This window comes from Acinetobacter thutiue (assembly GCF_030385805.1).
Taxonomy (GTDB): Bacteria; Pseudomonadota; Gammaproteobacteria; order Pseudomonadales; family Moraxellaceae; genus Acinetobacter; species Acinetobacter corruptisaponis.
Window position 1 is genome coordinate 157,454 of record NZ_JAUDZE010000007.1, and the last position, 12,594, is coordinate 170,047.

Annotated in this window: 12 protein-coding genes and 1 pseudogene; 4 read left to right on the forward strand and 9 right to left on the reverse strand. The window is 43.8% G+C overall.

Annotated elements, in window-relative coordinates; translation table 11 throughout:
• Window positions 1-62: 62 nt before the first annotated feature.
• The 3 genes from creD to QTA56_RS13985 all read left to right on the forward strand — a co-directional run bounded on the left by creD (window position 63) and on the right by QTA56_RS13985 (window position 2,135).
• Window positions 63-1,448, forward strand: coding sequence for a cell envelope integrity protein CreD (gene creD / locus QTA56_RS13975; RefSeq protein WP_267981616.1), 1,386 nt, complete (start codon window positions 63-65; stop codon window positions 1,446-1,448).
• 61 nt (window positions 1,449-1,509) lie between these two features.
• Window positions 1,510-1,704, forward strand: coding sequence for a hypothetical protein (locus QTA56_RS13980; protein WP_267981617.1), 195 nt, complete (start codon window positions 1,510-1,512; stop codon window positions 1,702-1,704).
• Between the two features lie 74 nt (window positions 1,705-1,778).
• Window positions 1,779-2,135 carry a RidA family protein gene (locus tag QTA56_RS13985; protein WP_267981618.1) on the forward strand — a complete coding sequence of 119 codons (357 nt, stop codon included), beginning with the start codon at window positions 1,779-1,781 and terminating at the stop codon, window positions 2,133-2,135.
• On the opposite strand, the gene QTA56_RS13990 is transcribed toward QTA56_RS13985, so the two are convergent.
• The 5 genes and pseudogenes from QTA56_RS13990 to QTA56_RS14010 all read right to left on the reverse strand — a co-directional run.
• Window positions 2,132-2,665, reverse strand: a complete 534-nt coding sequence (locus QTA56_RS13990; protein WP_267981619.1) for a DUF2726 domain-containing protein — start codon at window positions 2,663-2,665, stop codon at window positions 2,132-2,134. The genes QTA56_RS13985 and QTA56_RS13990 overlap by 4 nt on opposite strands.
• A gap of 323 nt (window positions 2,666-2,988) precedes the next feature.
• Window positions 2,989-5,361 (reverse strand): YgiQ family radical SAM protein, encoded by a 2,373-nt coding sequence (locus QTA56_RS13995; protein ID WP_267981620.1) that lies wholly within the window; start codon window positions 5,359-5,361, stop codon window positions 2,989-2,991.
• Between the two features lie 169 nt (window positions 5,362-5,530).
• On the reverse strand, window positions 5,531-6,037 hold the full coding sequence (locus QTA56_RS14000; protein WP_267981621.1) for a hypothetical protein: 507 nt from the start codon (window positions 6,035-6,037) through the stop codon (window positions 5,531-5,533).
• A gap of 123 nt (window positions 6,038-6,160) precedes the next feature.
• Window positions 6,161-7,354, reverse strand: coding sequence for an MFS transporter (locus QTA56_RS14005; RefSeq protein WP_267981622.1), 1,194 nt, complete (start codon window positions 7,352-7,354; stop codon window positions 6,161-6,163).
• Between the two features lie 13 nt (window positions 7,355-7,367).
• Window positions 7,368-7,520, reverse strand: a pseudogene (locus QTA56_RS14010) (MerR family transcriptional regulator); the annotation flags it as partial.
• A 317-nt stretch (window positions 7,521-7,837) separates the two neighbouring features.
• Between QTA56_RS14010 and QTA56_RS14015 the strand changes: the two are divergent.
• On the forward strand, window positions 7,838-8,404 hold the full coding sequence (locus tag QTA56_RS14015; RefSeq protein ID WP_267981623.1) for a lytic transglycosylase domain-containing protein: 567 nt from the start codon (window positions 7,838-7,840) through the stop codon (window positions 8,402-8,404).
• 54 nt (window positions 8,405-8,458) lie between these two features.
• On the opposite strand, the gene cysK is transcribed toward QTA56_RS14015, so the two are convergent.
• The 4 genes from cysK to QTA56_RS14035 all read right to left on the reverse strand — a co-directional run bounded on the left by cysK (window position 8,459) and on the right by QTA56_RS14035 (window position 12,398).
• Window positions 8,459-9,460, reverse strand: coding sequence for a cysteine synthase A (gene cysK / locus QTA56_RS14020; RefSeq protein ID WP_267981624.1), 1,002 nt, complete (start codon window positions 9,458-9,460; stop codon window positions 8,459-8,461).
• A gap of 173 nt (window positions 9,461-9,633) precedes the next feature.
• Window positions 9,634-11,241: a Na/Pi cotransporter family protein gene (locus QTA56_RS14025; RefSeq protein WP_267981625.1), complete on the reverse strand. Its 1,608-nt coding sequence runs from the start codon at window positions 11,239-11,241 to the stop codon at window positions 9,634-9,636.
• Window positions 11,242-11,279: 38 nt separating this feature from the next.
• Window positions 11,280-11,672, reverse strand: coding sequence for a hypothetical protein (locus tag QTA56_RS14030; protein WP_267981626.1), 393 nt, complete (start codon window positions 11,670-11,672; stop codon window positions 11,280-11,282).
• Window positions 11,673-11,720: 48 nt separating this feature from the next.
• Window positions 11,721-12,398, reverse strand: a complete 678-nt coding sequence (locus QTA56_RS14035; protein WP_267981627.1) for a dihydrodipicolinate reductase C-terminal domain-containing protein — start codon at window positions 12,396-12,398, stop codon at window positions 11,721-11,723.
• Window positions 12,399-12,594 lie beyond the last annotated feature (196 nt).

The window sequence follows — 12,594 nt, forward strand, 5'->3', positions numbered from 1 at the left end:
CTCATCCTAAGCGCATATCAGTTCTGGATACTTGTCCTATTACAATGACAATGGATTCCACGATGCGCCGTAACTTTATTAACCTTAAGATTGGAGTGATTCTGTTCCTGATCCTGATTTTTTATCTCGGACTGCTGTTTATTTCAGGTTTGGTGAACGAACGACAACGTTATCAGCAGCAGGTCATTAAAGACATTGCCAATGAGCAAATCCGTCCACAACAAGTGATTGCCCCTTACTTAAAACTGCCGTATCAGGTTCAAACCACCTGTACCAATGAAAATAAAGAAACCTATCAATGTAATGAAATACGGTTTATCACCCTAGGCGCAGAAAATTCCGACTGGACAGCAGAGTTTAAGGTGTCAGATAGCACGTATAAGCGCACCATTTATAAGGCGATCAGCTACCAGAACCACATGACCGCACAGGGCATATTTAAAAACTTTTCCAATGAGCCACAACGCACCTATCTTTGGGATCAGGCTGAAATTGTTTTTCCGATTCAGGATACACGCGGACTGAATGCCAAACCCAACCTTAACATTGATGGCAAGGCCTATAAATTTGACTTTGCTGAACAGAGCCAAAGCCAGCGTGGCTTTGATGTGATGCATATCACCACCAAGCAATATCCTGAACTGATCCAGAAATTACAGCAAGGCTTTAAATTCAACCTACAGTTTGAGCTTGAGGGACTGAGTGAGTTTACCTTTATTCCCACCAGCTATGAAATGACCTATCAGGCCAAGGGCAATTGGGGCGATGCCAAATATGACGGTCAAAGCCTGCCTTTTAAAAAATCCAGCCAGCAACAGCAGTTTCAGGCAGACTGGAAAAATATCGCGCTGGGCAAACGTAATCTTGACCAGCTTTCCATGTGTGAAAATAGTGAATGTTTCTATCAACAATTCAATTCCCAGCGTGATGCATCGGCTGCCTATCCCTACCCCAATGCAGCCACCAAGTCGGGCCTTTCAATTCAGTTTCTCGATCAGGTCAATATTTATACCCAAACAGATCGTGCCATCAAATACGGCATCATGGTGATTATCATTACCTTTGGCTGCTTCTTTCTATTTGAAGTGTTAAAGAACCTGAAAATCCACCCTGTCCAGTATGCGCTGGTCGCGATGGCACAAGGGGTATTCTTTGTATTGCTGTTATCTATCAGTGAATATTACAGCTTTAGTCTGGCATACCTAATTGCAGCAATTGCCTGTGTGGGCCTGATCACCTGGTATCTATATTTCGTGGTCAAGGGCCTCAAGGCTGCAATCCTGTTTGGTATTTTGCTGAGTGTGCTCTACGGCATGATGTACCTACTGCTGCAATCCAGTGGAAAAACATTCCTTTTCGGTTCCATCCTGTCCTTTGCACTGATCGCCTGCGTCATGTTCGTCACACGCCATGTCAACTGGTATCAATCTGAACAACAAACGGTCTAAAGCGATTGGGGCGAAGCCATTGCTTCGCTCCATCCTTTATTTTGCAAATAAGGAAAATACCATGTACCACACCAGCTTAATGATACTTGACCAGCTCTGCCCATTACACAGTTCAATCGCATCCTGCCTAAACCAACTGAGAGAGGCAAAAATTCAGTTCCTGAATCTTGGCAATATGATCATTTGTCCGCAGCAACACTCTATTTTATTTTTCCAGCAACGCAGGCTGGTTCGCATGGAAAGCTTTGCTGCCTGATTTATACAAAATTACACTGTGGCTAAAGGGCATGCAGTACAATCAGCCTATGTTTTTTTAATTAGGTCACCATTATGTCTGTGCAACGACTTCATGTCACCTCACGTTATTGCGAAGTTGCAATTTCAGGAAATCAGGTTCATCTGGCTGGACAACTGGCAGATGACACCAGCGTGGATATTCGCGCACAGACCCAGCAGACTTTAGACAACATTGACCGTTTACTGGCTGAGGCAGGCACAGACAAAACCCATATTTTATCTGTGTTTATTTTCCTGAAAGACATTGAAAAAGATTATGCGGCTATGAATGCCGTTTGGGATGCGTGGATTGCTGAGGGGCATCCCCCAGCACGTACCTGTGTGGAATCCAAGCTCTATGCGCCTGATGTTCTGGTGGAAATGACCGTCACGGCAGTGCGTCCAGACTAGGACGATTTCACCGCCAGAACGTTGTATTTTATCGCGCGCTCCGCCTGTGGCATGGTCACTGGTGTAGCACTTCTTGGTGCAGCAGGGGCGAACAGGTCAGGAATCAGGTCTTCCCGTAATTCCTGTTCAGTTGGAATTGCGCTGTAACGCAATACACGGTATCCAGCCAGTTCCAGCAGACTGTCCTGATAATGTTTTTGTTGCAGGCGATTGACATAGGATTCGTCTGCAATCTCAATGATGGCAAGCACCTGATGCTGCTGGTCCAGCACCACAAAATCGGCAACCAGCCCCTGATACTTACGGCGGGTATGGGCAAACTTTGTGGTGAGCAGGGCATCAAAAGACACATGCGCCAATACGGTATGCCGTGGCAAAACCGCCTGTAAACGCATCAGGGTAATCTGTTCAGAAATATTCAAGATACCACGTCGTTTCAATGGGCTGTCCTGACGCCGATTTTGGTGCAAACTTCGAACTGCAAATACTGTAATAAACAGCAGTCCAACTATTGTTATGAAATAATACATTTCTAACCAATCCCTTTAGATTTTTTATAATCATTTTGGCTTTGATGCCAATTTTTTTAGTCAATACTTTTTTAATCAACAGCGAGCGATAGCAAAGTCATTTTAGCAGTACAAACTTAAATTTTTTAATCGTGTTTGAACAGCCGACCAAAGTCGTAAAAGCGTCCTGCACCTTTATTTATAATCATCCTGCGGGGAATATTCAAGTCGATATTGTCAGTATATGTTTCTATAAATTGTAGTTTTACCAATAATCTGTGACTACCCCCTCATTTGTGTATCTAAAGGAAAGCATGAGGGGTTCATGCTTTCCCAAGCTCAACTTAACGATGGGCTTTGGACTTCGGTTTTGGCTTTGCCGAGAAAGGACGTTTCTCACCTGTTTCACGCGGTGGCAAGCCCGTATGCTGGGTTAGAATCTGTCCTTTTTGTGGACGTTTCTGGCCTGATTGCGGATGTCCTGTACGTTTTGCGGAATCCCCTGCCACAGTGGAGTTTTTCTTGCGCGCCGACTTATATTCGCCCTCAGCAGTTCCCTGTGGCTGGTAGGTCGGAATCAGGTGCTGCTTGGAATTTCCAATCAGGTCTGAACGCCCCATTTCTTTTAATGCCTCGCGCAATAGAGGCCAGTTGTTTGGATCATGGTAACGCAGAAACGCCTTATGCAAACGGCGACGTTTCTCGCCTTTGACGATATCCACATTTTCAGTGTAACGCGCCACCTTGGACAGTGGGTTCTTACCTGAATAATACATGGTGGTGGCGGTGGCCATCGGCGATGGATAGAACGTCTGTACCTGATCGGCACGGAAACCATTCTTCTTCAACCAGACCGCCAGATTCATCATGTCATAGTCAGTTGTACCTGGATGTGCAGCAATAAAGTATGGAATCAAATACTGTTCCTTGCCCGCTTCCTTACTAAAACGCTCAAACATTTGCTTAAAGCGGTCATAGGTACCAATTCCAGGTTTCATCATCTTGGAGAGTGGTCCCTGTTCGGTATGCTCAGGTGCAATCTTCAGGTAACCACCGACATGGTGCTGAACCAGTTCCTTGACATATTCAGGATTGAGTACAGCCAAATCATAACGTAAACCTGAACCAATCAGGATCTTCTTCACGCCCTTGATTTCACGCGCCTTACGGTAAAGCTGAACCAGTGGCGCATGATCGGTGTGCAGATTTTGGCATACGCCTGGATAGACACAGGATGGCTTACGACAGTTCTTCTCAATTTCAGGATCATTGCAGTGCAGACGGTACATATTGGCGGTTGGGCCACCCAAGTCTGAAATGATGCCTGTAAAATTTGGTGCAGTATCACGAATCTTTTCAATTTCACGTAAAATTGAGTCTTCCGAACGGTTCTGGATAATCCGCCCCTCATGTTCCGTAATCGAACAGAATGTACAGCCACCAAAACAGCCACGCATGATGTTGACAGAGAACTTGATCATGTCAAATGCAGGGAAACGTGCATCCCCATACGCAGGGTGTGGTAAACGTGCATACGGCAAGTCAAACACGTAATCCATTTCCTCTGTGGTCAGTGGAATCGGCGGTGGATTAATCCAGACATCACGTTCACCGTGGCGCTGAACAAGGGCACGTGCATTGCCTGGATTGGTTTCAAGATGCAGAATACGGTTGGCATGGGCATACAGCACATGATCATTTGCCACCTCTTCAAATGAGGGTAAACGAATCACCGCCAGTTCACGTGGTGGCAGTTTATGCTTAATCGCCTTGGATGGTGCAGCTCTCAGTTGCACAATCTGGGTATCAGGGTCTAACTGATCACCCTCACGTACAATTGGATTTGCCACAATTTCTTTCTGGAAATTCTGATATTGGGCTAAAGAATTGCCTTTTTCTTTCTCAACCTCGCAACCATCAATGTCTTCTGTCATCACATACGGATTGATGATGGGATCGACACGTCCAATGGTATCGACATCGTTACTGGCAATTTCAACGAATTTTGCCTTAGAAGCTTTATTGTGTTTATTAATAATAAATGCAGTGCCACGAACATCAGTAATGTCATGCACCTTTTCACCTTTGGCCAAGCGGTGCATCACCTCGATAATGGCACGCTCACCATTACCATACATCAACAGGTCAGCCTTTGAATCCATCAGAATGGAACGGCGAACCTTGTCTGACCAATAATCATAGTGTGCAATACGGCGTAGACTGCCCTCAATTCCCCCCAGCAATACAGGCACATCTGGAAATGCCTCACGACAACGCTGGCAATACACGGTTGCCGCACGGTCAGGGCGTTTATTGGCTTCATTGTTTGGAGAATAGGCATCATCTGAACGGATTTTACGATCTGCCGTATAACGGTTGATCATTGAATCCATGTTCCCAGCCGTTACCCCCCACGCAATGGTAGGCTTGCCCAGCACACGGAAGCTTTCCACATTGGTCCAGTCTGGCTGCGCAATAATCCCGACACGGAAGCCCTGTGCCTCAAGCACACGCCCAATCACACCTGACACAAAGGAAGGATGGTCAATATAGGCATCACCACAAACTAAAATGAAGTCACAAGCATCCCAGCCGAGCAGGTCCATTTCTTCTCGTGACATCGGCAAAAATGGTGCGGGTTCAAAACACGACGCCCAATATTTGTCGTAATCAAACAGCGCTTTGGGCGCGGTCTGCATGGTGTAGGCAGTAGACATGGCTTGCGAATCTCGGCTAGCAGATGGAGGAGAGACATCTAAAGATGAAAGCCGATCATTTTAACATGAATTTGATTCATTTTTATAGATTAAAAAATAAACAAATCATATTTCCCCACTTCCCTGATCAGGATTATGGGGAAATATAGAGATAAGGGATTGATAAACCTTATTCTTCGTTTAGGAAACCTTCCTTGATTTCCACTGGCAAGCCCTGATGCCACCATGCATAAATGGATGCCTTGATTTCCTCATCCTGTTCAGGGTCATTGAATGGCTCATCATCTTCACGAACTAATTCATCACCATTAAACTTAAACCAGAATTCCCAGGGATCATCGTCACCACAGCCCCAAGCCTGTACAACAATTTCTGGCAGCAGGCCTTTTAGGAAAATTAGAATATTCTCAATATTTTCATCACCGTTTGAGCCGTGGGTAAAATCCAGCACTGCAAAGCCAGCAACATAATCAAGCGTCTCTGGCGCAAGGTCATGTTCAATCGAATCAATCAAATCAAGCAGTTCTTGAGTAATCTCACCTGCCTGTGGGTTAATCAATAAAGCTGCCTGATTAAATTTCTCCTCATCTCCATGGTGTGTGGTAAATAACGCTTCTAATTGCCCCATGATTGTTGAGTCAGGATGTTTATAATAAACACGACTATGTAATTCCATCTGCTTTCCCCATATTTATTTTGTATTGTCATGCTGAATATAGCACTTGCTTAAGTTACCGAAATTCAATGGTTTTTAGCAAGTTCCCTGCGACTGTAACTGTCGTTTAAGTTGAGAAAATAATTATTTTGCATCATGGAGATAAAATGTCAGAAACAGTCCCACTGCCAACACCAACACCACACTGAGATTGATCCCGACCCAGCCAAAGTTTTCCCAGATCAGCCCCCCACTACTTCCCAGCAAACTGGAACCGATGTAATAGCAGAATAAATACAGCGATGCAGCCACCGCCCGATATTGAATTGCCTGCACAGATACCCAACTGCTGGCGGTGGAATGCGCTGCAAAAAATGCGAAGGCAAAAATAATCAGTCCCAACAAAATGGTCCAAAGTGCTGGAATCAGGGTAATCAGCAGTCCAGCCATCATCATCAATAACATGAGGGGTAAGACTTTGTCCCGCCCATACTTAAAGCTCCACTGCGCTGCTTTTGATGAACTGTAAATTCCTGCCAAATAGGCAATCGAGATTAAGCCAATCCAGCTTTGTGATAACTGAAATGGTGCTTCCAGCAGGTGATAACTAATATAGTTAAATACTGTAACCAGACATCCCATCAGGATAAAACCCTCGGCAAACAGGATGCGTAATTTACGGTCTTTTAAGTTTTGTTCAAACGCCGCCTTAAAACGGGAAAATCGAAAAGGATAGGGTTGAAAATGCTGGGACTTGGGTAAGAGTAAATAGAACAGACAGGCAATGATAAGATTGATAAAACCAATAATATAAGTTGCTGATTGCCATGAGATAAAATCAACCAACACCCCAGCAATCAAGCGTCCGCCCATACCTCCAATAGCCGTGCCTGAGATATACAGCCCCATCGCCAAACCAATATCTTTCTGTGCAATCTCCTCTCCAATGTAGGTCATGGCAACTGCGGCAACACCACTCACTGCCAAGCCTATAAAAATACGAGTTGTTAAGAAAATTTCCCAGATTGGAAAAGACGCACTGACCAGCAATAAAACCGAAACAAGGAACAATGCAAACACCATAATCGGCTTGCGCCCGAAACGATCAGAAATAAAGCCTGTAAACAGCAGGCCAATGGCCAGGGCAATGGTGGAAAAGGATAATGGAAAACTACTATGTGTCGGGGTGACCTGAAAGAACTTTGCAAAAATCGGCATCATCGGCTGCACACAGTACAGGGATGAGAACGAGGCAAACCCTGCAAAGAACAATGACCATAAAATCGCGGTAAATGATTTTGAACCATATTCAATATGGGTTTTGACAATGTCCGACATAAATCAGCTTTTTCTACAGGTCTGGTTTGATTTTAGTCCCTTTTAGACTCCCTGTAATGGCTGCCTTTAAAAAACCCTGAAAAGTTGGGCATTGCATATGGTTTTCTGCGGGACATACTGCCGCATGCCTTAACCCCTCACTGATAAAATGTAACCGTTTGGTCATGACCCTGTATTTTGTAGGTTAAAACGTACACAGGTTGCGGTGATTGGCGAATAGCTGATAGCAGGTTTATCCCCTAATATACAAATCATAGAGAGACAGGAAGTCTCATTCAGAACAACAAGAAGCACAGGACGTGGTCGTTGACAGGAGTTGGCGGCAAGAAACCAAATATGAGAAAGCCTCGACAGGATGTCGGGGCTTTTTTATTGGCCTCATGTTTAATTCGCATACACATAGAACGATAAAATAATCGCTATTGACTCACTCAATTTGGATTAATACCATGACTGATCATTTTATTTTTCTGGTTGTTTGCTTTGCAAATCCTAACAACTCAACAATACATTTTTGAAAAACCCATCTTGCTGCTTTTAAGAATCGGTCTGGTTCTGACCGCTATCACCCTGTCTGCATGCAGCAGTCTAAGCGGATCATTTGCCAATCGTTCCAATCAACTCTCATCAGGATTACAAACCGCTTATTCTGTTTCACCTAGTACCGCCAATCGCGTATCGCCCATTATCATTCAAAGCTCAGAGCGTTACGATGTTTCGCCACTTTTAATTGCGGCGATTATTCGACAGGAATCCAACTACAATAGTGCCGCACGCTCACCAACAGGTGCAGTGGGACTGACCCAAATCATTCCAAGCCACTGGCGTCAGGCCTGTCCTGGCAATCTTTATGATGAAAGTGTCAATATTAATTGTGGAACCCAAGTGCTTGCGACCTACTATAAATCTGCGGGAAGCTGGTCAAAAGCCGTTGCCTATTACAATGTCGGACCGACAGGTTATCAACGCAGTTTCTGGACCCGACACAAAGGCAAGAAATACGCGAAATCCGTGAAGCGACATGAAAAGGCTTTAAAGAAAGCACTTTAAATTGGACAATAAAAAACCATGCGCTAGGCATGGTTTTTTATATTCAACGACTGATTAAGCGTCGTCAAACAAGCCCTCAAACAACACCGAAGATAGATAACGCTCACCACTGTCAGGTAAAATCACCACAATGGTTTTCCCTGCATTTTCTGGACGTTCAGCAATCTGGGCCGCTGCCGCCAATGCTGCGCCACTTGAAATGCCCACCAGAATGCCTTCCTGGGTGGCACACTTTCTTGCCCACTCAATCGCATCGGCACTGTTCACTGGCAGGACTTCATCAACCAGGTCCAAATCCAGGTTTTTAGGAATAAAGTTGGCACCAATCCCCTGAATTTTATGTGGTGCAGGTGTAATACCCTCACCATTTTTAGTTTGAGTAATAATTGGTGATTCAGCTGGCTCAACTGCCACTGAATACAATGGCTTATTCTGTACCTGCTCAAAATAACGTGAAATCCCTGTAATGGTGCCACCAGTTCCCACACCCGCCACTAGAATATCAACATTACCACCTGTGGCATTCCAGATTTCAGGACCTGTAGTATCTGTATGAATCTGTGGATTGGCTGGATTTTCAAACTGTTGTGGTAAGAAATATTGTTCAGGGTTTTCAGTGGCTAAGCGTACCGCCTCATCCACCGCACCTTTCATGCCTTTGGCTGGTTCAGTCAGTACAAGGTTTGCACCCAAGGCTTTCAGCACCTTACGACGCTCCAGACTCATACTTGCAGGCATGGTCAGGGTAATGGGATAACCTTTTGCCGCCGCCACAAACGCCAGTGCAATGCCTGTATTGCCACTGGTCGGTTCAACAATATGCATGCCCGCCTTGAGTACACCACGCTGTTCAGCATCAGCAATCATGGCCGCACCAATACGGCATTTCACTGAAAATGCAGGGTTACGGCTCTCAACCTTGGCTAAAACCGTTGCCCCTGTTTGAATAATATGGTTGATACGAATGAGTGGGGTATTCCCAATCGCTTCCGCATTATTTGCATATACCGCAATACCAAGATTGGCAGGTGTTGGAAATTGTTGGTCGGTTGTCATGAATGATCCTTTATATCTTATCGTCTTTAAAAAGATTATACGCAGTTTAACCTTATCATCAAAAATTGATATTTAACGATTTGTGATGCTGATTTATAACAAAACTTTCTAGTTCAGGCTTCACGACTCTTTTTCTATTATTGCCTGTTCTGGCTTTTAACCACACTTCTGCATTAAGCCAACTCCTCATGGACAATGTCCTGATCGGTATCACCCAGCAGAATTGCAACCCGTTCAGAATGTACAACCAAATGCTCCAGCCAACGCTGGGCAGCGAGCAATTCCAGAGTATAGGTTGCAGAAACATTTCGATGGGCGGAATCCTCGATAATCTTTTGCCTTACAGACTCTTGTCTCTCTTTCATTTCATTCGCGATCAAGCTCAATTCATCCACTAAAGATTTAGGTATTTTTACAAATGGTTCCTGTAATAAATAAGGAATATACTGCTCAATCAATGCCGCAAAATGCTGTGCTAAATCATAAATGGCAGCCTGATGTTGAATAGTTTCAATCTTTGAGACATCCTTTAAGTCATTCCTTAAAACACGGACATAAACAGCCAGCCGCAACAGAATAATAAAGCGGCGTTGATCTGCAAGGGATTGTGGGATAGTCATTGCATCCAGATAATTTTCAACTTTTACCAGAATATGATCAAGCTCATCTGTCCTCACCAACCCAGCAACGATTTCCCGACGGATACAGCGTATAAAAATCCCATACATATCAGCAATCGATTGTAACAACACTCGTTCTGCTGCGGCAATTGCCAGCGCAGGAACACTATACAGAGACTCATCCAAATAACGTGTTGTTGAATATTCTTTTTCTGGAAGCAGGTAAATAATGAACTGTTCAAACCTAGGTAAAAGAGGCATAAAAATACATGCCCCCAAGACACTAAAACAAGTATGAAATGCGGCAACCAGCAAAACCGCTCCGAGTTGATGAATGGTTTCAATATGGTTATACGCCCATATAAACGCTGGAGATAAAAGCGTAAATGCAAAAACCGCAGTGACCACATTAAAAATGACATGAACCGCAGCCGTTCGCTTAGCACTCGTGGTTGCCCCGATTGCCGCCAGAACTGCTGTCGCCACCGTTCCAATATTTTGCCCAATCACCAACGCCAGGGTCTGTTCCAAATTAATGGTTTGGGTAGACAATGCCGCAAGAGTTGTGGTAATTGCCGCACTGGATGACTGGAGTACAATCGTCATGAGAATACCGACCAGCACCAGAAACAAACGCATCAACAGCGTCGGTTCCGCCCAGCGCGAGAGATCAATCAGTTCAGCCACGCCACTCATGGCATCCTGCAAAAGCTGGATACCAAAAAACAATAGACCAAAACCTGCCAGGGTCAGTCCAATAAACCCAACCCTTTCTTTTCCCAATAATTTTAGTAAGGCCCCGATACCAATCAATGGTAAGGCAAAACTTGAAATCGAAAACTTTAAACCAAGTAGCGCCACCATCCAGCCCGTACTGGTCGTTCCAATATTGGCACCAATGATCACCCCAATCGCATGGCTGAAACTAAGTACCCCAGCACTTACAAAACCAATTGTTGCCAAGGTGGTTGCTGTTGAGGACTGCACGACCAGTGTCAACCCAATACCTGATAAAACCGCCTTGATTGGAGAATCAGTAAATCTTACCAACCATTGACGTAGTGCTTCCCCTGCCATTGCTTTCAGGCTATCTGTCATCAAGGTCATGCCTAAAAGGAATAACCCGATTCCACCCATCAACTGCACAATGACATTCAACACAGAAACTTCCTTTTTATGATTTTTTAAGGTACAGACGACTAATCAGGAGCGTAATAAAAGCTCATCACCCCAGTTGCAATGGCAGCAACAAAACATTCAACCTTAAAAGATTCAAAACCTAAAACATAGAGAATAATACCGAAAATCATTGCTGAGATTAAACTGGCCATGACTGGTACAACACGATGAGTACCATGATCATGTGCTTTCATTTTTAATATCTTATGCTTCAATTGAGCGCGATGAATATAATATTGATTAAATAGGGGCAACCTAATCATGATAAATGTCATCAATAAAATGCCAAAAATAAAGGCAAATATGACAGCCACCCAGTTAAAGGGTTCCTGGTCAATGTAGGCATAACCAACAAGTAAACTACACGCAATCAAGGCATATAGAATATAATCCCAATAAAATTTTCTATACATGGTTTTATTCTAAAAATAAGCCCTAGCAATCAATGCAGTGCTATTGGTTTATATCCAGCCTTTATCAATAAATTCCGTAACCTGATAAAGCCTTTTTTCGAGTGTATTGTTGCTGACGGCAATAATAATTTGCCTAACACCCTCAGCATAGGGTGAATCACCCAATACCTTGGTTTCCATATTAATTGAACAGGACTGATGATCAGAAATCTCAATTCGATGATAGGCGTGCCGATTCAGACTCTGTTCTGGAATTTTTAGTTCCTCACGCTGTATTTTAGGATCACGAATCGACTCAATATTCTCTTCTGCCAGCCCTAATGACTTCGCCATGGCAATTGCGGTTCCTGGCGTTGAAGTCTTGCCCGATTGATGCGACTCAGTCAGGTTAATCTGGTATTGACTAAAGCTATAGCCTACCTTTTCCAGCATAAACATAAACTTGAGCATTAAAATGTTGGTGTTGGGACATAGAATGACTGGAATATTTAAAGGCTCAGATGATAGGTTCGTTTCAGTTGATAGCTCAACTAGAACAGAGTTTGTCTGTTCACAATACCCAATGATGTCCTTTAATTCTCGTCCTGAACCAGCGTGTACCACAATAGAAAGTTCTGACAATTTTCTATCAGCCCATGCCCGTACCTCATAATTATGGTCAGGCATTAATCTATTCAATAATTCGAGGGCTAATTTACCAGAACCAGCAATATAAACATTTGTCATCGGTTTCACTTATACTGTGTAAGTATCTAAATTTTATTGAGTATAAATGGATATTAAATTTTGTTGGAATCTTCTTTTCATTATAATATTCTTTATTTCTTCAGCATAAAAAAACCTCCCAACATTGGTTGGGAGGTTTTCAATTTAAAAGCTGGCGATGACTTACTCTCACATGGCAAACGCCACACTACCATCA

Bases quoted from the DNA above. Each gene is read 5' to 3' on its own strand.
- creD (WP_267981616.1), top strand. From the start codon at position 63: ATGCGCCGTAACTTTATTAACCTTAAGATTGGAGTGATTCTGTTCCTG.
- QTA56_RS14005 (WP_267981622.1), bottom strand. From the start codon at position 7,354: ATGTCGGACATTGTCAAAACCCATATTGAATATGGTTCAAAATCATTT.
- QTA56_RS13990 (WP_267981619.1), bottom strand. From the start codon at position 2,665: ATGTATTATTTCATAACAATAGTTGGACTGCTGTTTATTACAGTATTT.
- QTA56_RS14035 (WP_267981627.1), bottom strand. From the start codon at position 12,398: ATGACAAATGTTTATATTGCTGGTTCTGGTAAATTAGCCCTCGAATTA.
- QTA56_RS14030 (WP_267981626.1), bottom strand. From the start codon at position 11,672: ATGTATAGAAAATTTTATTGGGATTATATTCTATATGCCTTGATTGCG.
- QTA56_RS13985 (WP_267981618.1), top strand. From the start codon at position 1,779: ATGTCTGTGCAACGACTTCATGTCACCTCACGTTATTGCGAAGTTGCA.
- QTA56_RS13980 (WP_267981617.1), top strand. From the start codon at position 1,510: ATGTACCACACCAGCTTAATGATACTTGACCAGCTCTGCCCATTACAC.
- QTA56_RS14000 (WP_267981621.1), bottom strand. From the start codon at position 6,037: ATGGAATTACATAGTCGTGTTTATTATAAACATCCTGACTCAACAATC.
- QTA56_RS13995 (WP_267981620.1), bottom strand. From the start codon at position 5,361: ATGTCTACTGCCTACACCATGCAGACCGCGCCCAAAGCGCTGTTTGAT.
- cysK (WP_267981624.1), bottom strand. From the start codon at position 9,460: ATGACAACCGACCAACAATTTCCAACACCTGCCAATCTTGGTATTGCG.